Raw genomic sequence first — 21096 nt, 5'->3', positions numbered from 1 at the left:
ATGTTATAAAATAATTCTTAACAAAACTATTACTTATTACTTATCTGCCTGAGTATACCAATAAATCGAGCAAAGGTTCCAGTTCCTTTGCCCGATTTATCTGCAAGCATCCGGCAAAACGGTTCATTTACAGTCATACAGACAAGCCGCTTCGCCAGAGCCTCACACTATTCACACTATCAATTTGTTACTTATCACTATTTACACTATCACTGTCAGCCGCGTACTTACGCGCCTTCTCTTTTTAAAATGTTATCTTAGCGGCACCTATCACAATGCCGTTTTAATTTGATAATTATTTACCGTAGTTGATGAACTCACGAGTAGATCTCGGAGCCAGCATCTGATGCATCGGGCAGATAGCCTGAGCATTCTGATAATAAGCCTCGGTAAATGCCTGGATGTACGGACGAAGATCGGTCAGATCTACGATCTCATCAACCATACCCTGTTTTGTACAGTATTTCGGACGAGATTTGTCTGTGTACATCTGGATCATAGCGTTCATCTTGTCGATGATCGGCTGAAGCGGCTCGCCAGCTTTTTTAGCTTTAACAAGCTTTCTGGAGTACATAGCGTTTGCAGCGGTCTCACCCGGCATTACGTAGTACTCGCAAGCACCTGTACCGATAGAGAATACGTTGGTGTTGTTGCCCTGCGGACCACCCAGAACGTAGTGAGCAGCAGCACTTGCCTTACGAAGAGTAACCTCCAGAGACGGAAGCTTAGCATTCTCGATAGAGTAGATCAGGGACTGACCTAAACCAAGCAGCTCTGCCTTCTCAGCGTCATCGCCTACATCGATACCTGTGGTATCCTGCAGCCAGATAACCGGTGTCTTATCACGAGCACACAGAGTAACGAACTCGTTCATCTTAATCAGACCCTGACGGTACAGCTTACCACCGATACCTACAGAACCCTGTTTGTACTCCGGATAGTTCATGAGTAAGCCCTGTACGTTAGCGATAACACCAACCAGAAGACCGTTAACTTTTGCAAGACCAGCAACGATCTCCGGACCGTAGCCTTTCTTGTACTCGAAGAACTCACTGTTATCGAACAGACGGCCGATTACATCGTAGATGTCGTACGGACGTTTCTGGTTCATCGGGATGATGCTGTACAGATCCTCAGCCGGAAGCTGTGGAGCCTTCGGGCTGTCAACACGGAAGAACTCCAGGTTGAAGCACGGAAGGTAGTTGATGTACTTCTTGATTCCCTCGATAACGCCTAAATCATCCTCGTAAACTTCACGGAAGAATCCTGTCTCATCATAGTGGATCGGCACGGAACCCGGAGCCGGAACGTGATGTTTGCTGTTCTCGATCTGAGCGTTAACGATCTGCTCTGCTGCTTCCTCATCGATGTAACCCTTCGGGTTCATACCGGAAAGGATACCAGCGCCACCAACTGCCATGTTCGCATCTTTATGAGCGATCAGGATAGTCGGGGAAATGCTGTGGTAACCACCACCTGCCGGGTTGGTTCCGTAGATACCTACGATAACCGGAACACCAAGCTGGTTTAACTCAGCGTTGCGGAAGAACGGTGTACCACCACCACGACGGTTCGGGTATACTTTGTCCTGATTCGGGAACTCAACGCCTGAGCAGTTTAACAGGTATACTAACGGCAGATGCAGCATCTTAGCGGTATCTGCAGCACGGAGCAGGTTATCTGCCTGTCCCGGAACCCAAGCACCAGCCATCTTCTTGTTATCAGAAGCGATGATGTAAACCCATTTGCCATTTACACGGCCAAGACCATTCAGAACGTTAGTTGTCTGGAAACGGTTGTCTTCCGGATTGTAAAGGCTGTTTAACGGGCACCATGTACCTGGATCGATCAGGGCGTTGATACGCTGTGTAGCAGAAAGCTGTCCACGTGCGTTTAACTTCTCTTCGGTTGTGATACCAGCATCAAGAGCCTGCTTAATGGACTCATGGATGTCGTTCTCAACAGCCTTCAGTTCCTGCTCGTTTTCCGGATTCGGATTAACCAGAGCTTTACCAACGGTAGGCATATTCTGGAAATATCCTGGCATTGAATACATATTCATGTCTTCTTTTCTCCTTATAAAATAAAAAATAAAAATGGTTATAAATGAATTGCTTGCGGGACAGTTCGTCTCCTGTCCCGCCTGCAATCAGTAACTAATTAATCGACAGAAATGATATCTGTCTTGATTCCCTATGGAAGGCTAATTACTTAGTCTCCTTCGGAACTTTGATGAATGCCTGACCTGGGTCGATCTCTTCACGAATAACGCGGATGATCTCCGGATCCGGACCTTCCATCAGCTGAGCTCTGGAGGTATCGATCTCGAAACCAGTGTTCTCCTGAACCATTTCCGGAGAGGAGAATGGATAGTAGTAAGCCAGGTACATTCTCTTGGTCTCTTCGTCGAATTTCATGATACCAAGATCGGTAACTACCATCTGCGGTCCACGGTTGCCCGGAAGACCTGCTCTCTCACGTCCGCCAGGGCCGTCCATCCAGCCACAGCTTGTGATGTAGTCAACATGCTCCATGAATCTTCTCTTCTGATGCTGCATCATGATGATGGTGTTGCAGAAGGTAGCGATTCCGTTTGCACCGCCAGAACCGGTGAAACGTGTGGTAGGTTTAACATAATCACCCTTACCAAAGATACAGGTAGAGTTAACGTTTCCGTACGGGTCGATCTGAGCGCCACCGATGAATGCGATCATACGATCAGCATCATGTAACCACTCATTAGCCTCGAAACCTACGAAACGAACGTTTGGCCACTGTACTGCACAGTGAGCCATGAAACGGTTGTCACCTACAGAACGCGGAACCTCGATCGGAGAACAATCCATAAGACCACTCTCTACGATCGGATGGCAGCTCGGGCAAACAACACGTTTTGCCAGGGATGCACCGATTAACGGAAGACCGGTACCAACGATAACGATCTGATTTTCTTTAATATTTTTTGCGATGGCGTAAGCCTGCATTTCCTGCTTTGTATACTTTGTATAATCAGCCATTTTAGATTTTCCCTCCCTCAATTAATGTCTGGTAGAATAGCCAAGATGCGGCTCATTCTTAAGGTTCATGAGGCGAGCGCCGCCCAGTACGTTGAGCAGATCATCCTGATCCTTGCATCCATATACATACTTCTGAAGGTAATCCTTGAAGGTCTCCGGAATCTTGGTGCCGTCAGCAGCATCTTTTGCAGCCTGTGCAGCAACTTCTGCAGCTTTTGCAAGCTTCTCATCTTCCGGCTTAGCAGCAGCAGCCTTAGCAGCTTTGTCTGCAGCCTTCTGAAGCTGTGCCTTAGCATCCTCAGCGTCAAGGTACTTGGAAGCCTTGTCGTACTCTTTCAAGCCCTTATCATCATCATCATAATAGCCGTAGCACTGTGCCGGCCAAGCACCGTACGGTGCACGAACAACGGCGTCTACACACTCACCAAAGATTCTTGTCTTGGTTGGGTCACGACGGATATACTCATCACTTACGATCTCCTCGCAGGTAACGATACAACGTTTTGCAGCTACAGCGATATCTACGTCATGGAACTCATCACCATCGATGATACAGGTTCCATCCGGAGATGCCTGCTGAACATGGATGATAGCGCAGTCAAGCTTCGGAACCGGAACAGCCAGCAGCTTCTCGCCTGGCTCAAGCGGGTTCTCGATCTCTACGCATTTCAGGTTGTCAACACCTTCCATGGTTCTTCTCTTCTCTTCGCTGATACCCCAGAACTTAACAAGTCCGGAGCCCTGCATCATACGTACCGGCAGGTACGGAAGACCCAGAGATGCAGCATGAAGCTGAAGCATCAGAACGTCCTGAGAATAATCCTCATATGTAAGCTCACCCTTCTCGATAGCTGCACGGAAACGACGAGCTACGTTGGTGTAACCAGAGTTTGCAGTATAGCAGTTGATGTAGGCTCTCACACGGCCCTCACCGATTAACGCATCCCAGTCACCACCTGCCGGGCCAGACCAGCCTACAAAACCAGTTTTACCCTGACGAAGGATCTCGTAAACTGCTGCATACGGTTTACGGTTTGTTGTAAATCCGCCGAGACAAAGTACATCGTTGTCACATACATACTTTTCTACGGCATCGTGTAAAGACATTACTTTATTAGCCACAATAAAGCCTCCTTTAAAAAAATTTTCTATAACTACCTATATAAATAAGTAAAAACGGGATCCGGTACTTCCGGCGCTGCGGTCTTTCGCAGGCCAGATGCAGCCAGATCCCGGCTGCAACAGCCAAAAATCAATATTCGATTAACCGAAAATCAGCATGAAGAAACCTGCTGCTACGGCAGAACCGATAACACCTGCTACGTTTGGTCCCATAGCGTGCATCAGAAGGAAGTTGGTCGGATTCTCTTTCGCACCAACTGTCTGAGCAACACGAGCAGCCATCGGTACAGCAGATACACCTGCGGAACCGATTAACGGGTTGATCTTGCCGCCGGTTACAGCGCAAAGCACCTTACCAAGGAGAACACCTCCGATGGTAGCGAATGCGAATGCAAGCAGACCCATGCAGATAATAGCGATGGTCTGAATACGCAGGAAGATCTCGCCGTTCGCGGTCGCACCTACGGTAGTACCAAGCATGATAGTTACGATGTTGCACAGTGCGTTCTGAGCTGTGTCAGAAAGACGCTCTGTAACACCAGACTCACGAAGCAGGTTACCAAGCATCAGCATACCAAGCAGCGGAGCTACGGACGGAAGAAGCAGGGAACAGAACAGTACTACGAATACCGGGAATACAATCTTCTCTACCTTGCTTACCTTACGGAGCTGCTTCATAACGATGGAACGCTCTTTCTTAGTAGTAAGAAGCTTCATGATCGGCGGCTGAATCAGCGGAATCAGCGCCATGTAGGAATAAGCGGCAACGGCGATCGGAGCAACCAGATCCGGTGCCAGGTTGTTAGCTACATAGATAGCGGTCGGACCGTCTGCACCGCCGATGATACCGATAGCGGCAGCCTCGCCTACTGTGAATAAGCCAGTTGCATTTGCCAGCATGAATGCGATATAAATACCAAACTGGGCAGCTGCACCAAGCAGCAAGCTGATCGGGTTAGCAATCAGCGGACCAAAGTCTGTCATGGCACCTACTGCCATGAAGATCAGACACGGGAACAAACTGGACTTAACACCGCCGTAGATGATACGCAGAACACCTGCGGTATACCACGGCTCGCCTTCCTTCATCAGGTCAGCTAACGGCAGGTTTGCCAGGAACATACCAAATGCAATCGGAAGCAGAAGAAGCGGCTCGAACTGCTTTTTAATTGCCAGGTATAATAATACAAAAGCAATGAGAATCATTACACAGCTTCTCCAGGTCAATGCTGCGAAACCCGACTGTGCAAGAAGCTCTTTTAATATTTCAAAAAAGTTCATTACCTAACCTCCTAGTTCAGAGCAACCAGAGCAGCTCCTGTATCAACAGAATCGCCAGCCTTAACAAGGATCTTGCTGACTGTACCGTCTGCCGGAGCAACGATCTCAGTCTCCATTTTCATGGCTTCCATAATAACTACTACTTCGCCAAATTTAACTGCCTGTCCTTCAGATACCTTGATGTTCAGGATTTTACCTGGCATTGGAGCTTCTACGGTAGTTGCGCCCGCCGGAGCTGCTGCCTTCGGAGCCGGAGCTGCTGCCGGTGCCGGAGCTGGAGCTGGTGCTGCTGCAACTGGAGCCGGAGCCGGTGCTGCCGGTCTCTGTACCGGTGCGGATGCCGGAAGAACCGGAGCTGCCGGAGCTGCTACACCATTACGATCCAGAGATTTGTAAGCTTCTAATTTTTCTACTTCAACTTCGTATTTCTTTCCATTGATCGTAGCAACATATTTCATAATTCTTTACGTCCTTTCGAATGTTTATCATTACTGTTCACACATGTGTGCCCAGTAATGGGATTTTGCCGATGCTTTGTATTCCAAATCGGCAAAATCTGTTGCCTGAACTGTATCATACAGAATTTTCAGTTCCGAAAATTCCTTTTTGTAAACAGTTGCTATTTATCATAGTATCGTCTATTAGTTCAGGGTAACCAGTGCTGCACCTGTGTCAACGGCGTCGCCTGCTTTGACAAGAATCTGTGCTACTGTACCGTCTGCCGGAGCAACGATTTCAGTTTCCATCTTCATAGCTTCCATCACGATGACGGTCTCACCAAACTTAACTGCCTGTCCTGCAGATACTTTGATGTTCAGGATTTTACCTGGCATCGGAGCCTCTACGGTAGTTGCACCTGCTGCCGGTGCTGCCGCCGGAGCTGCTGCTGGTGCAGGAGCCGGTGCTGCTGGTGCAGGCGCCGGTGCTGGAGCTGCCGGTGCTGCCGGTGCTGCCGGTGCTGCTACTGGAGCCGGTGCTGCTGCCGGAGCCTCGCCGTAACGCGGCATTGGCTCGTATGCATCGATTCTTTCAAGTTCTACTTCGTACTGTTTTCCATTGAGGGTAGCCGTATACTTCATAACTGCTCTAACCTTCCTTTCGATTTCCTTTCATTCCTGTTTCTCATTACTTAACTTCTGTCACGCTCAAGATCTTAAACTTGTCTGTCGGCAATCCGAGGTCATCCCCGATCGTTGCCATCAGCACGGCAAGTAATTCCTTATCAGCTTCATCCGACACAGCCGGTGCTGCTTTCTGTGCTGCGGCCGGGGCCTTAGCACCATCAGAAACAACGGAGCGGAGAATCTTGGAAATTACCATAATTGCCAGAGCCAGACAGATCAAAGCCAGGAAAACTACCGAAAGACCCAGCAGAGAAACGATAACTGACTGCCCGAAAGGCATAGTTGGTTCAGTCCACATTGTGCATTGCACCTCCTTATTTATTTTAGGTTCTGCTTTCTTTGTGAAAAATTATACTTATAAAATTCCACCAGTAAGATTCCGTATTGTGGAATGCATTCCATTTTTGAAAGCAATTTATAAGGGGCTTTTCCCCTTAACTGTAACAAGTGAAGCCACAGATTGACATGATCAGCTCACTTTACTTAAATTATAACAGTAACCCCCCTGATTGTCAACCAAGCCTTTCATAAATTATGCACAAAAAGCAGGGTGTTTTATTAGCAAAAACAACCTGCTTTTTATAGGTTATTACTACATTTTTCTACATTTTTCTTAATAACCCCCGGAAGAATCGCCAAGACCTCTCAAGCATTTTGCTCATATTCTAAAATGTATTCTGAAAGTCCCGTTCTCTCCTTTTTTCATCAGAACAAAGCCGCTTTTTTCTGTATTTTTTTATACATTTTCAAGAGTTGTTCTCGATTTATTTCGGAAGCTTGAAAGAGCTCTTCAGCGAAACAATCCGGTTGAAAACCGGTTTGCCCGGCTCGCTGTCGCGGCAGTCCACGCAGAAGTATCCATTGCGGACGAACTGAAAGCTCTCAAATGCTTTTGCCTCTTTCAGACCCGGCTCTAAGTAACACTCTTTCAGAACGCGCAGGGAATTCGGATTTAAGTTCAGCGTTCCATCTGCATTGAGTTTGCCCTTTTCCTCGTCTACCAGGTTCTCATAGAGACGTACTTCTGCTTTCAGCGCAGTCTGTGCTGCTACCCAGTGAATCGTACCTTTTACCTTTCTTGCATTGAAGCCGGAACCACTCTTCGTCTCCGGATCGTAGGTACAGTGAACAACCGTTACATTGCCGTCTGCATCTTTCTCGCATCCGGTGCAGGTAACAAAGTACGCGTTCATCAGGCGGACCTCATTGCCCGGGAAGAGGCGGAAGTATTTCTTCGGTGGTTCTTCCATAAAGTCCTCGCGTTCGATGTAAAGTTCTCTGCCGAATGGAATCTTTCTGGAACCAAGTTCCTCGTTCTCCATATTGTTTGGTGCATCCAGCTCCTCGATCTGTCCTTCCGGATAGTTGTCGATAACAAGCTTGACCGGGTCAAGAATTGCCATCACACGGGACTTCTTTAATTTCAGATCCTCGCGCAGGCAGTACTCTAACATTGCACTGTCGATGGAATTATCTGCTTTGGAGACACCTGCCAGCTCTACAAAGCGGCGGATGGATTCCGGCGTGTAACCTCTGCGGCGCAGCGCTGCGATGGTTACCAGACGCGGGTCATCCCAGCCATCTACAATCTTATCTTCTACCAGTTTCTTGATATAACGTTTTCCGGTAATGACGTTGGTCAGATACATCTTCGCAAACTCAATCTGGCGCGGTGGGTTCTCAAACTCGCACTCTTTTACGACCCAGTCATAGAGCGGTCTGTGATCCTCAAATTCCAGCGTACAAATCGAATGCGTGATGTGCTCAATCGCATCCTCAATCGGATGAGCGAAATCGTACATCGGGTAAATGCACCATTTGTCCCCGGTGTTGTGATGATGCATATGGGCTACACGATAAATAACCGGATCACGCATATTGATGTTCGGGGATGCCATATCAATTTTCGCACGCAGTACCTTTTCGCCATCCGCATATTTGCCTTCTTTCATCTCCTCAAAGAGCTGTAAGTTCTCCTCGATGCTGCGGTTGCGGTACGGGCTTTCCTTACCAGGATTGTTAAAATCACCGCGGTACTCACGGATCTGATCAGCTGTCAGATCGCAGACGAATGCTTTTCCCTTTTTAATAAGAAGAACTGCACACTCATACATCTGCTGGAAATAGTTGGATGCAAAAAACAGGCGATCCTCAAAATCAGCGCCCAGCCATTTTACATCCTCGATGATCGACTCAACAAACTCTGTCTTCTCCTTCGTCGGGTTGGTGTCATCAAAACGGAGATTGAATTTTCCGTTGTATTCTTTTGCCAGTCCAGAGTTCAGAATAATCGATTTAGCGTGTCCAATATGAAGATATCCGTTCGGTTCCGGAGGAAATCTCGTCTGGACATGATCGTAAACGCCTTCTGCCAGATCTTTGTCAATCTCGCGCTCGATAAAGTTCTTGGAGACAGCCTCTTCCTTCTCCTCTCCCTCTGCCAATGGTTTTTTATTTTCTTCCATATACATTCCCTCCGTTGTTTCTTTTCGTAAATTGATACTGTTGTTTGAGTCAAATCAAACAGTTTTATTTTTTATCATATCACATTTTGGAGTTTTCGAAAAGGGGATATTTGCCCACAAAAAAGGAAGCGCCGCGGGAGGACACTTCCTTTTCTGATTTTCAATTTTTAAGCATCTTTATTATGGCAATTTAAGATGTCCTGCGTTCGCAGGTAATTGTACTTCTTCTTATTATATATGTGTTTTTATGCGATTTTACTTATGCGTTTGCAAGAGCCTCGCCCAGTGCCTCGCACTCAGCACCTGCTGCCTCGTCCGGCGTTGCGTTGCAGATTACCGGCTCGCAAGCCATGGTTACGCCCAGAGTCATGCAGTCGCTCTCCCAGGTACGCATCCACTCGCCGTCGCCCCATCCGTAAGAACCGAATAATGCAATCTTTTTGCCAGAGAGAACCGGGCTAACCTCGTCGAACATCGGCTGGAACTCAGACTCCTCTAACTGTTCAGCCCCCATAGACGGGCAGCCAAATGCGATTCTGTCATACTCGCCAGCTTTGTCAGCGCCAAACTCTGCGGAAGTAAATAAATCAGCCTCGCCGCCCGCTTTCTTAACGCCCTCTGCTACGTAATTTGCCATAGCCTCTGTGTTTCCTGTTCCGCTCCAGTATACAATTGCTACCTTGCTCATTTTTATTTCCTCCTTGTGAATAATTTACTTACTTAGATTTATTATGCGGCTTTTACAAGCTGAATAATCGGTGTCCCCTGACGGTATTTCTCCCGGCACACTTCCGTGCATTCCCGGTATGAATCAAACCGCCGTTTTGCTTCCTGCGGGTCGCCATACGTCTTCCAGTAACCGCTGCAGGTATAATTTTTTCCCTGATTTTCAATGAATCCAACAACATCCTCAAGCGGATACCCCAGGAAAATGCCAATCTCATGTGGAAAATCATGTTCCAGACAAAGCCGGTTGGAAAGCTGCCTCAAAAATCCATCGACCGTCTTCTTCATCTGGTAACCAGACTTTTTTAAAAAGTGCTGTACAGATATTTTACCCAGAATGAAGCGAAGCCATTCCTCGCGGTACACCAGAATCAGAAACGCGCCCGTCCGGCTGCACTCTTTAAGCGCCCGCACCTGAAGCCCCGACGGTTCCAGTTCCCGGTTCCAGAAATCAAGCGCTTCCAGGAGTTTATCACGGTTCTGCGGCTGATAGCGGAACAAGTTCGACGGTTTGATACCACGAAGAGTCGGCGCACACACCTCTACGAATACTTCTTCAAACAACCGTTCCATCTTTCTGCCTCCTAACTGCTTCTCTTAGTTAGCCATATCTACCTTTAGTTAGATATGGCTAACTATCTTTTAAAAAATAAAAGGCTTTTTCTGCCTTCTATTTTCCTTTTCGCAGGTTAGCCTCATCTAACTTCAATGAGACTATATCATGAATCACTTACCACGTCAAGCAAATTTTGTTCATTTTTGCTTACTGAGTTTTTTTATCAGTAACATCATTTTCTATCTTTTGGGACGATAAATAATCTCATTCACCGCATACACCGTCACAAATGCCTTCGGATCTGTTTTTAATATATACGGCATGAGCTGTGCATATTCGTTTTTATCTACGATCGTGATAATTTCCGTCTTCGGCTCATTGTCAAACGCGCCGAATCCCTGATAGATCGTCGCGCCGCTGTGAAGCGTATGCAGGATAAACTGGCGTATCTCTTCTTCTTTTTCCGAGATAATGCAAACTCTCTTTTTCAGATTCAGACCGAAAATAAAATGATCCAGCACAATTCCGTTTAAGTATGTGCCCAGAATGCCCAGCACCACCAGTTTTTTATCGCTAAAAAACACGGATGAGAGCGCCACACACATGCCTGGAAGCGCCATCGCTTTTCCCAGCTCCATATGGAAATATTTGTTTAAGAGCTTTGCCACGATGTCCAGACCGCCCGACGAGGCATTCATCCAGAACAAAAGAGCCAGACCAACGCTGACAACAAAGATATAGCAGACCGTATCCATCATCGCATCCTGGTTGATCGACACAAAATCCGGAAAAACCTGCTCAAACACCCACAGAAAAACCGGCAGAATCAGTGACGTATACACCGTCTTGACGCCGAACTCGCGTCCGATAAAGAGAAAGCCCACCACCAGAAGCGCCGCATTTAAAATAAAGGTCAGCACTGAAATCGGCAGCGGTATCACATTTCCCAAAAGCATCGCCAGACCGGAAATACTTCCCACCGATACACCGCTCGGAATCAGAAAGAAATAGACGGCTGCCGCCACGACAAAGGTCGCCGCTGTGATCATTGTGTACTCCCCGATTACGCGCATGGACTTTTTTGCCATAACTTAAAACCTCCTCATATTACAATTTCGCGCGAGCGCGCATCATTGGCACGTTAGCGCCTTTTTGTGTAATAGAGACTTCCAAGGGATTTCCCATTACACAAAAAGACACATCGCGTCTGCAATGTGTCTTCGTAATGAGGCATCGGGGATTCGAACCCCGGACAACTTGATTAAAAGTCAAGTGCTCTACCGACTGAGCTAATACCCCATATTTAACTGGGCTAGTTGGATTCGGACCAACGAATGCAGGAGTCAAAGTCCTGTGCCTTACCGCTTGGCGATAGCCCATCAGCAAAAGATCCTTTTAAAAGGAAGGTGGATATAGGGATTCGAACCCTAGGCCTCCAGAGCCACAATCTGGCGCGCTAACCAACTGCGCTATATCCACCATAGGAATCTGTCGAAACAGATTCGACGAGCCTGAAGGGATTCGAACCCCCGACCCACGGCTTAGAAGGCCGTTGCTCTATCCAGCTGAGCTACAGACTCATATTCATTTTGCGATTCCGACCGTTTTATCCGGCACTGTAACCTTTCCCGCACCTGACCTTTCAGCCAACTGCTTGTCTGTCTCATCGACAGCAAAGATAGTATATAACATTTGAAAAAGAATGTCAACAGGAAATTTCATATTTTTTAAAATAATTTCAAAAATTCATTTCTTTTGACTTTCCCCCTATTTTTCCACCTCTTCCTGCTCGTATGACAGGAAGTCCGCCAGAAATCCCTTTTCTCGCAGCGCTGCCTCGATCTCGTCGAGAATCTCCTCCTGATCGGCAGCCACGTGATGGAAATGATAGCCCGATGTCACGTTTAAAAGCGGCGTGGAACGCCCAGTCCGGATATTTTCCACAAATGCCTCAACATCGCGGCGGCTGCGGATATTTAACGGCGCCGATACCTTTCCATAGATGCGGTGGTTGACCATGACATCCAGCACCTCGCCACCCAGATCAACAATCGTATTCAGCTCTTCGCGCGTCTGCTCGGTCGTATGGCACATTTTAAAGAGGCGTTCCGTCTGGTGCGGCACCTCCAGCACATAACCGCGGGCAGTCGAAAGGACAGGGTGTCCCTCAGTACGCAGAAGCGCGATATCCTGCACCACCACCTGACGGCTCACGCCGACTGCCCGCCCCAGCGCCCCGCCGGAAAGCGGTGTGGATGACTGTCCCAGCATTTCCAGTATTTTCTTTCTCCGCTGTACTCCTGTCATCGTTGTTTCCATCCTGTTTTCCCTGTCCTTTCTTAGTTTTTAAATTTTTATAATGCCCGCAGATGTTTGAGGCTCAGATCCAGAATTGGTGCCGAGTGCGTCAGCGCTCCGCTGGACACATAATCTACACCTAATTTCGTGATCGTTGCGATATTTTCCTTCGTCATATTTCCGGAACACTCCGTCTCAGCGCGTCCGTCGATGATGCGGATCGCCTCCGCCATCTCGTCCGGGGTCATATTATCCAGCATGATAATATCAGCGCCCGCTTCCACTGCCTCGCGCACCATATCGAGATTTTCCGTCTCCACCTCGATCTTGCGGACAAATGGGGCATATTCCTTCGCCGCCTCAACCGCCGCCTTAACTCCGCCGGCTGCGTCGATATGGTTATCCTTGAGCATCACGCCGTCCGATAAGTTGTAACGGTGGTTGCTGCCGCCGCCAACCTTGACCGCATATTTTTCAAATATACGCATACACGGGGTCGTCTTGCGCGTATCTAAAAGCGTCGTCTTCGTTCCTTCTAAGAGCTTCGCCACCTGATTCGTATAGGTCGCAATGCCGCTCATCCGCTGTAAATAGTTGAGCGCCGTCCGCTCGCCGGAAAGAAGCACCCGGATGTCGCCGGTAATCACGCCTAAAAACTGCCCTTTTGTGACGGTATCCCCGTCTTTTACCTCAAATTTTGTCTCGGTCGCCTCGTCCAGAAGTTTAAACACGCGCTCAAACACCTGTAAACCGGCAATAATACCGTCTGCCTTGGCTAAGAGCTGTACCTCGCCCTTGCGGTATTCCGGCATGACCGCGTTCGTCGAAACGTCCTCACTGTTGATATCTTCCTTTAACGCCATGCGGATATACTCATCCGCAACAAGCTGCATCGTAATTGGATTCATACTCTTCGTCCTCCCGTCCGGCGATCTTGCCTGCCGCTCTCTCTGCAAATACAAGGCTTTCCAGCAGACTGTTGCTGGCAAGCCGGTTCTTTCCGTGTACGCCGTTGCAGCTCGTCTCACCAACCGCATACAGGTGGTCCATCGTCGTCTCGGAGAAATGATCGACATAGATACCGCCCATAAAATAATGCTGCGCCGGTACGACCGGAGCCGGTTCCTTCGTGATATCGTAGCCCTCTTTTAAGCACTCCTCATAAATGTGCGGAAAATGGTTCCGGATCGTCTCCTCCGGAACTGCCTTAAACGACAGCCATACATGATCGCTGCCCTCTTTTTCCATCTCCTTCTCGATCGCCTGCGTCACCACATCACGCGGCAGAAGCTCATCGACAAAGCGCTCGCCCTTTCCATTTAACAGAACTGCTCCCTCGCCGCGGGTCGATTCTGAAATCAGGAAGCTGCGTCCCGGCTTCTTGCTGTACAGGCTGGTCGGATGAATCTGGACATAATCGAGATGTTCCAGACGCACGCCGTGTTTCTTTGCCACATCCAGCCCATCACCTGTCAGGCTCGGGAAGTTCGTCGAATGCTTGTAAAGCCCACCGATACCGCCGGTCGCCAGAACCGTGTCTTTCGCATGAATCTTTAAAATATCGCCGTCTGCATTCTTTGCCAGAATACCGGTGCAGATGCCCTTTTCTACCAAAATATCCGTCATAACAGTATATTCCCGGATTTCTACATTCGGAAGTTCTTTTACACGCGTCTGCAGGGTCGTCGTGATCTCTTTTCCCGTGATGTCCTCATGGAAACAGATACGCGGCTGCGAATGCGCGCCCTCCTTTGTATATTTTAAACTGCCATCTGGATTTTTGTCAAACCCTACGCCTAATTTCAGCAGATTATTTATCACATCCCGGCTGGAGCGGATCATGATATCCACACTCTCCTTGCGGTTCTCGTAGTGTCCCGCGCGCATCGTGTCCTCAAAATACGCATCATAATCTGTCTCATCCCGCAGCACGCAGATACCTCCCTGCGCCAGCATGGAATCACAGCTCTCTATATCTTCCTTGCAAATCATTAAGATCCGGTCTTCCGACGGCAGGTTTAAAGCGGTGTACAGACCGCCTACGCCACACCCGACGATGACCACATCATAATTTTCCTCCCGGACCATTTTGTTGCCTTCCTTTCTATACCATACGTTTGCACTTATCTTTTTATCCTGCAGATAGTTCAGCCTTCAAATCGCAAAATACTATCTGCCACTCTATGCTCCTATCGCAAACAGAGTTCTCTTTCAATCCAAAACTTTATTTGTGCATCCGCATCAGTATAGCACATATTATTTCATGTGACAAGACATATGTAATGATATTTTGGTAATTCTGCAAAAACTCATGTTTCATTGACAGCCCACCATAAATCCATTAAAATACCTACTATAATAAGGTATTTCGCCGAATTAAATTTAAGCATACGAAGAGAAGGTATTTTCATGAAAATCAATCACGTACACGCAGTCTATTTCAGCCCGACCGGCAACGCGAAAAAGGTTGTTACCACGCTGGCGCAGGCGATCGCTGACACACTCGGCGTCCCGATGGATTCCTATGATTTCACGCTGCCGGAAAGCCGCGAAAAAGTTCATACATACGGGGCAGACGATCTGCTCGTCATCGGCACCCCGGTCTACGCGGGACGCATCCCGAACAAGATGCTCCCATTTGTACAGACCCATTTTGAGGGAAATGGCGCGCTCGCCATTCCGGTGGCTGTCTTCGGAAACCGTAACTTCGACAATGGGCTCATCGAGCTTCGCAATGAATTAGAGGCGCACGGCTTCCACACCATCGCAGGTGCCGGTATCCCGACCGAGCACGTATTCAGCGACAAGCTGGCAACCGGACGTCCAGATGCAGATGATCTCGCACAGATCCATGCATTCGGCATCAAAGCAGCTGAAAAGATCACTTCCCTGACCGAAATCCCGGCTCCGATTGCCGTGCGCGGCGATGATCCGGTCGGACCATATTACACACCGCTCGGCACCGACGGAAAACCGGCTGTCTTCCTGAAAGCCAAACCAGTTACTGATCCAAAAAAATGTACCGGATGCGGCATCTGTGCAACCGTCTGTCCGATGGGCTCTATCCCGGCGGATGCACCGGACACCTGTACCGGTATCTGCATTAAATGTCAGGCGTGCATCAAGATCTGCCCGGCTGGCGCCAAATACTTCGACAACGAGGCTTTTCTGTCCCACGTTGCGATGCTGGAGCAGAACTATACACGCAGAAGTGAGGCGGAGTATTTTATCTAAAGCTAGCCACATTCCAGCATAGTTTTAGGGCGGCACCATTTTACCGGTGCCGCCCTATCAACCTGCTTTTATGACCGTGCAGTCTTTATTTTTCTATGTCCCGTTCTATTCCTCTGTCTTTTTTCTACCTGTCATTAATACATAGGCTGCTGCCATCATTCCAACTGTAAGTGCAGTCATCGGCACATTCATCTGATCCTCTCCAGTCTTCGGAAGTCCCTCTTCCGGTACGACCGGCTGAGGTTCTGGTTCAACCGGTGTAACCGGTTCGGTCGGTTCTGCTGCCGGACCAGACGCGGTTGTGGTCGAAGACTTTTTACTGCCAGAACCACTTCCACCGCCGTGACCACCATGACCTCCACCGCCATTATGATCCGGGGTCGGATCTGGTGTTGGAGTTGGATTATCGCCTCCGCTCATGGCATTGACAAATTTTACAGCTGCTGTTTCTCCACCAGCGATTGTTCCTACATCTCCTGTTTTCGTCACGGTATAGCCTTCATTTCCGCTCTCTTCCACCGTGTAAGCAGTTCCCTCCGGAAGACCGGCTGCTGACTTGCTCTCGCCGTGCTTTAATGTAAATGTTGCTACATTATCGACAAATTCTATATCGCCATAATTTCCGTTCAATGCAGTGCCGCCCTGCAAGGTTACTTTAAACGTGAACGCTTTTTCCTTGTCTCCGCTTCCGGTGACCTCTTTGGAAACCGTCAGGCTGCCGTACCGGATTGGTGCATTGGTCAGTGTAATGTGATAGGTTTTGTTTTCCTTGTCATATTCTGTACTGGAACTTCCCTTCCATCCTTCCAGCGTTTCTTCTTCCACAATATAGTGACAATCTTCCACCTCTCCATTCGAAACGCATTTTGACGGAAGATCCTCAAACGACGCCGACCAGTTATTCTCCGCATTTAGTTCTGCGTGGCTGTCGAGCTTCACTTTTTCACCGCTCGTATCGCCTACGCGGTAGAGATCCACGTACACGTGGTCTGGATGAGTTTCTTCGGTCCATTTTTTGGTTACTTCTACCGCCACATCTGCATATTCCATACCAATCACGACTGGACTGTTCGTTGCAATACCGCCGCCACGCTTGGAAACATTGTCACTGATAACAAGCTGCGCCTCCGAAGACGCCAATTTCTGGTGCTCCTCACTCAACTCTCCATGTAAACCAAATGACTTATTTGTATTGGTATAAATAGCCGGATCCGCTTCTGGATTTCCAGCCTGATAGCGATTTTCCGCCTCATCAGAATACCATCTGATCACACCGCCGCCCAGAGAACGACCGGAAACAGAAATGTGGGTAGTTGCGCTCGGCGGGTTGCTCTGAATCGAGAACTTATCCGGTGTATCGGTTCCTTCATAGCGGATCTCATCTCCTGATGCTTCATAAGAATAGGAAATGCCGCCTGTCTTCCCAGTTGCCTTATTTCCATAAAAAGCGCCGCCCAAAGTTGAATAAACCTCTGTCTCAGAGGTCGGGCACGCCCAGATTCCTGCACCACGCGATGCCCGATTTCCTGTTATCAGAACATTCGTAAGATGAAGCGTTGGATTCTCGTGATTCGTGTAATCAATTCCGCCGCCAAAGCCAGACGATCTATTTTCACTGATCAAACCACTGATTAAATTCACCTGGCTGTTCTTATCCATATTCAGCTTCATACCGCCGCCACGCTGACCCGCTTCATTCTTAGCAATGGTATTTCCTTCCAATGTCAGAACACAATCAGCCGCTCCAAGTACCCACAGCCCGGCGCCATTTCCCATGCTGCTATTTTCTGTAATGACATTGTTCTTCAATGTAACTGTTTTCGATATACGGCTGTAAATCGCACCGCCATCGCCGCCTCTGGCTGCCATCTCTGTAATCCGATGGTTATAAGCATGTGAATTTCGAATCCGGTTGCCTGTCAATTCTGCCGTCTGCACCGCATCCAGATGGATTGCTCCACCATAATCCTTAGATGTATTAGAGAAGAAATAATTTTCATTCAGTGTCACCGTTCCGCGATCTGCAAAAAGCGCACCGCCGCCAAACCAATACTGTCCAGTCGTTCCTGTCATATCAATCGCGCTGTTATAAAACAAATTACACTTCTCCATTTTAACCGCTGCCTGAGAAGTATAGACAGCACCTCCGCTCTGGGCGAAATTTCCCTGTCCACTATATTCTTTGTAATTATTATCTTCTCTTGTAAAATAACCGAAATTACATTTCTCTGCTTCCAGCGTACCTCCATTCATCAAAACAGCGCCGCCGTTTCCAGATAACGCCTGAAAACCTGCCAGAATCGTATTCCTCAGAATGACTGTTCCGCCGTTTGCCTCGATCGCACGGTTATCTGCACCCTTGCCGCTTCCGCCAAGCAGACCATTCAAAACCGTAAAGGTTACCGATTCCGCAACCGCAAATGCACTGATTGTCTGTTTTGCTTTTGCTTCCGGAACTACTTTTACTTTTACTACTTTTCCATTCAAATCAAGTGTAAGAGCTTTATCAACTGAAACGGCTTTTGACAGTCCACAGTTTTTCAGCACCTTCACCGTATCCCCATCGTCTGCTGCCGCGAATGCAGCTTCCAGCGTATCATACACTGTCCCATTTACCTCTGCCACACCGGCAGCTGCCTCGTTTAAAGCCAGCAGAATAGAAAATTCGTTGACGCCAAAGGTCAGTTTTGCTGTCTTTTCACTGTCCTCTGTGCTATCCTGGATTTCAACCTCAGAAAGTTCTGTGATGACATCCTCATGAATATGCAGGATTTTTGTCTCTTCCAGATTTTCTCCTGTCTCACTTTCAACTGCATTCTTTTTAAACTGAATGCTGACCTTGACTTCTTCGGATGGCTCGACTTCCTCTCCTGCCTCGTTTACAAATTTCACATCAAAGGCTGTAAAGGAATCCGCGCGGTATCCTTCTTCATGGATCTGATCGCTCAATGTCTGATGTTCTTCGCTTCCGTCCTTGATCTCTTCTGCTTTCAGCTTTACTTTTTCTTCAAACGCACCCGCCGGTACCGTCAGGGTAAGTACAGCGGAATCTGTATTGACCGTGTAGACCGCATCATCCACACTGCCGGAAAGTCCCAGCTCTGCAGCGGTCGTCACGAATGCAGCAGCTGCCGTATTTTTAAGAAGAACGCTCTCATATGTCTCGCCCTCTAGCCGCTCTGCTCCGTCTTCTATCTCGACTTCCGTCTCCGCATCCGGCTGGTCGGCTGTATTCGTTTCTTTCTCCGATGTCTCATCTTCCGTCTTTATCTCGCTCGCCGTCGCCGGTGCCGCTGTCAGAAACATCTTAAAATGATCCGATCGCGATACCTGCGCCACGTCCCCTGCTTCGCTGCCTGCAGAATCATTCTTTTCATTTTCTGAGCCCGAATCTGCATCCGGCTGACTGTCCTTTTCTTCTGGGATACCTGTTTTTCCCGCATCACCCGCACCCGAGCCTGCTTCCTGGCTCTTTTCCGGCTCGTTTGCCGGGTTCTCTGCTTCTGCCCCGTTTTCTGCTTTATTCGCCGGATTTTCCGCCTCTGAACCTTTTTCCGGTTCACTTGCCGGGTTCTCTGACTTGTCCACCTTTTCCGGAGTTTCCACCGGATTCTCTTTTTCTGGTTCCTGCGAATCTGTCTCTTTTACATTTTCTTTCTTCTCAGACTCTCCAGCCGTTTTATTTGATTTTTCTTCCGCACCATTCGAAATGGAAACTCCCGTTTCTTCGCTTGCTTCCATTTCTTCATCCTGGATCTGCTTCTTTAACTCTTTAGATGAGAGAATCGAAACTTTTCCGCTTCGTTTTCCATCTACCTCTATCTGCCCATATTCTTTCTCAGAAGAACGATTTAACAGCAGAAATAAAATTTCTTCCTCGCCCGTGATCGTATAATGATCCAGATCCTCTTTTTCATCCAGTCTCGCATAGACCTTTAAATTTACCTTTCCGTCCGGTGCTTTCACATCCGGATGCAATTCAAAGAGGGAACCATCTTCCTGAAACAGTGTCTCATACGCTTCTGATTCTTCTCCCTCAAAGGTTAGGGCATCTTCCTTGACCGGTTTTCCTTTCACCGCTTTTAATAGTGCCTCACTCAGCTCTTCCCGATCCAGGACAAAATTCTGATTTTCTTCTTCCGCCTCATTCTTTTCCAACAGCGGAGCCGTTGCTGCCAGCGCCGTCGTACTTCCAATACTGGTACTGATCATACTGGTGCACAAACAGACAGACAAAAGACGCTTCATCTGCTTCATTTCTTTATGAAACAAATGATGCCTCTGTTCCCGGCTCCTCCCCTTTGTCTCTAACTTCTTCATATTCTTACCTCCTGTTATAGATCTATTTCCCATTCTATTCTGCCGCCTCATACGCATATAGAATTGTCCGGGCATTGTTAAATTCATAGCTGCATGTCACAAATGAATACAAACGCACGATCGTCCCCTCGATCGGCGCGGACGCGCTCGCGCCCGCTGTCATCTGCTGAATATATGACGCAAATTCTTCTCCCGATGCAAACTCCGTTTTCCGGCGGATCGCATCCGGCGATGTGCAGACAGCCGCCAGGGCTTTTAAATGAATCTCCCGCTCCGGCGTATAAAGAATGATTTCTGAATGCTGATCGAAATAGCCCTGATCCTTGTATCTGGAAATGTCCTTAAACATACTTCCATTCTTCATGTGATGGCCGTACAGCACGTTATGCAGGGACGAAAAATCTGCCTGATCGGCATAGTCCAGAAAAATCGTGCCCGCCGTGCTCTTCTGTCCGTTCAGGTCACGGTGCAGGTAATAATCATTGTCCTTCCCCTGAACCACCGGATAATTGATCTGAGTTCCCGGAATCTGAATCCAGGCAACGACGTCCGGATTCTGGAAATCCAGCGCTGAAAAATCAATTGCTGACACATATTCTGTCTCCTTTATTGCATTTGTCTCACCTATCTCATTTTCCACTTCTGGCACTTTTTTCTCCGGCATTGTTTCTCCCGTCGTCCCTGCTTCTGACATTCCCACAACCTGGGCAGTCAACTCTTCCTGCGCCTTCTCCTGACGCATTTCATCCCATTTATGCATTGCCACCCCCGCTGTACCAAACGCCAAACAGATGACAGCTATCACAGCCGCTGCTTTCCGTGTCCACTTTTGCATCGATCCCTCCATCTTTGCCCGTGAAACGTTCTGCGCCTTTATTTATTAAGCAAATTATATATTTTTATAAATGATGTATTAATTTGCATACAAAACGAAACAGATAACAGCATAGTTT

At 48.1% G+C, this 21096-nt stretch carries 17 protein-coding genes and 4 tRNA genes; 1 reads left to right on the top strand and 20 read right to left on the bottom strand.

The window, feature by feature from the left end:
- Nucleotides 1-295: 295 nt before the first annotated feature.
- The 18 genes from DXB70_RS03060 to DXB70_RS02975 all read right to left on the bottom strand — a co-directional run bounded on the left by DXB70_RS03060 (nt 296) and on the right by DXB70_RS02975 (nt 14677).
- Nucleotides 296-2062, bottom strand: a complete 1767-nt coding sequence (locus DXB70_RS03060; protein WP_107000304.1) for a carboxyl transferase domain-containing protein — start codon at nt 2060-2062, stop codon at nt 296-298.
- A gap of 145 nt (nt 2063-2207) precedes the next feature.
- A complete protein-coding gene (gene gctB, locus DXB70_RS03055) occupies nt 2208-3017 on the bottom strand; it encodes a glutaconate CoA-transferase subunit B (RefSeq protein ID WP_107000305.1) in 810 nt (269 codons plus the stop codon).
- 21 nt (nt 3018-3038) lie between these two features.
- Nucleotides 3039-4139: a CoA-transferase gene (locus tag DXB70_RS03050; protein WP_022359951.1), complete on the bottom strand. Its 1101-nt coding sequence runs from the start codon at nt 4137-4139 to the stop codon at nt 3039-3041.
- 141 nt (nt 4140-4280) lie between these two features.
- Nucleotides 4281-5420, bottom strand: coding sequence for a sodium ion-translocating decarboxylase subunit beta (locus tag DXB70_RS03045; protein WP_118672634.1), 1140 nt, complete (start codon nt 5418-5420; stop codon nt 4281-4283).
- A gap of 11 nt (nt 5421-5431) precedes the next feature.
- On the bottom strand, nt 5432-5878 hold the full coding sequence (locus tag DXB70_RS03040; protein WP_117796387.1) for a biotin/lipoyl-containing protein: 447 nt from the start codon (nt 5876-5878) through the stop codon (nt 5432-5434).
- 183 nt (nt 5879-6061) lie between these two features.
- A complete protein-coding gene (locus DXB70_RS03035; RefSeq protein WP_118672633.1) occupies nt 6062-6499 on the bottom strand; it encodes an acetyl-CoA carboxylase biotin carboxyl carrier protein subunit in 438 nt (145 codons plus the stop codon).
- A gap of 46 nt (nt 6500-6545) precedes the next feature.
- On the bottom strand, nt 6546-6842 hold the full coding sequence (locus DXB70_RS03030) for an OadG family protein (protein WP_022359955.1): 297 nt from the start codon (nt 6840-6842) through the stop codon (nt 6546-6548).
- A gap of 466 nt (nt 6843-7308) precedes the next feature.
- Nucleotides 7309-9009 carry a glutamine--tRNA ligase/YqeY domain fusion protein gene (locus DXB70_RS03025; RefSeq protein ID WP_118672632.1) on the bottom strand — a complete coding sequence of 567 codons (1701 nt, stop codon included), beginning with the start codon at nt 9007-9009 and terminating at the stop codon, nt 7309-7311.
- A 259-nt stretch (nt 9010-9268) separates the two neighbouring features.
- The gene (locus tag DXB70_RS03020; protein WP_022359957.1) at nt 9269-9697 is read right to left on the bottom strand and encodes a flavodoxin; all 429 of its coding nucleotides are present in this window, start codon (nt 9695-9697) and stop codon (nt 9269-9271) included.
- Between the two features lie 41 nt (nt 9698-9738).
- Entirely contained in the window at nt 9739-10308 is a 570-nt protein-coding gene (locus DXB70_RS03015; protein WP_022359958.1) for a DUF3793 family protein, read from the bottom strand.
- Between the two features lie 222 nt (nt 10309-10530).
- Nucleotides 10531-11379, bottom strand: a complete 849-nt coding sequence (locus DXB70_RS03010; protein ID WP_118628646.1) for a YitT family protein — start codon at nt 11377-11379, stop codon at nt 10531-10533.
- Nucleotides 11380-11517: 138 nt separating this feature from the next.
- A tRNA-Lys gene (locus DXB70_RS03005) sits at nt 11518-11590 on the bottom strand.
- An 8-nt stretch (nt 11591-11598) separates the two neighbouring features.
- Nucleotides 11599-11670 (bottom strand) — tRNA-Gln (locus DXB70_RS03000).
- Nucleotides 11671-11696: 26 nt separating this feature from the next.
- Nucleotides 11697-11770: transfer RNA gene (locus DXB70_RS02995), tRNA-His, on the bottom strand.
- 27 nt (nt 11771-11797) lie between these two features.
- A tRNA-Arg gene (locus DXB70_RS02990) sits at nt 11798-11871 on the bottom strand.
- Between the two features lie 187 nt (nt 11872-12058).
- The gene (locus tag DXB70_RS02985) at nt 12059-12598 is read right to left on the bottom strand and encodes a transcription repressor NadR (RefSeq protein WP_347559579.1); all 540 of its coding nucleotides are present in this window, start codon (nt 12596-12598) and stop codon (nt 12059-12061) included.
- A gap of 47 nt (nt 12599-12645) precedes the next feature.
- Nucleotides 12646-13497 (bottom strand): carboxylating nicotinate-nucleotide diphosphorylase, encoded by an 852-nt coding sequence (gene nadC / locus DXB70_RS02980; protein ID WP_022359784.1) that lies wholly within the window; start codon nt 13495-13497, stop codon nt 12646-12648.
- Complete coding sequence (locus DXB70_RS02975) at nt 13463-14677, bottom strand: L-aspartate oxidase (RefSeq protein WP_118672630.1); 1215 nt, start codon at nt 14675-14677, stop codon at nt 13463-13465. Before DXB70_RS02975 ends, nadC begins: the two co-directional genes overlap by 35 nt.
- A gap of 321 nt (nt 14678-14998) precedes the next feature.
- Here DXB70_RS02975 and DXB70_RS02970 point away from each other — a divergent pair, with 321 nt between their 5' ends.
- Complete coding sequence (locus DXB70_RS02970; protein WP_118672629.1) at nt 14999-15823, top strand: EFR1 family ferrodoxin; 825 nt, start codon at nt 14999-15001, stop codon at nt 15821-15823.
- 105 nt (nt 15824-15928) lie between these two features.
- Here the strand turns inward: DXB70_RS02970 and DXB70_RS02965 are convergent, their stop codons facing one another.
- On the bottom strand, nt 15929-20143 hold the full coding sequence (locus DXB70_RS02965) for a Cna B-type domain-containing protein (protein ID WP_182448407.1): 4215 nt from the start codon (nt 20141-20143) through the stop codon (nt 15929-15931).
- Between the two features lie 34 nt (nt 20144-20177).
- Nucleotides 20178-20978: a class B sortase gene (gene srtB / locus DXB70_RS02960; RefSeq protein ID WP_182448406.1), complete on the bottom strand. Its 801-nt coding sequence runs from the start codon at nt 20976-20978 to the stop codon at nt 20178-20180.
- Between the last annotated feature and the right edge of the window lie 118 nt (nt 20979-21096).

Origin of the sequence: Clostridium sp. OM05-5BH (genome assembly GCF_003481505.1) — a bacterium.
GTDB classification, from domain to species: Bacteria; Bacillota; Clostridia; order Lachnospirales; family Lachnospiraceae; genus Otoolea; species Otoolea fessa.
This window is presented reverse-complemented; position numbering and strand designations above follow the sequence as displayed.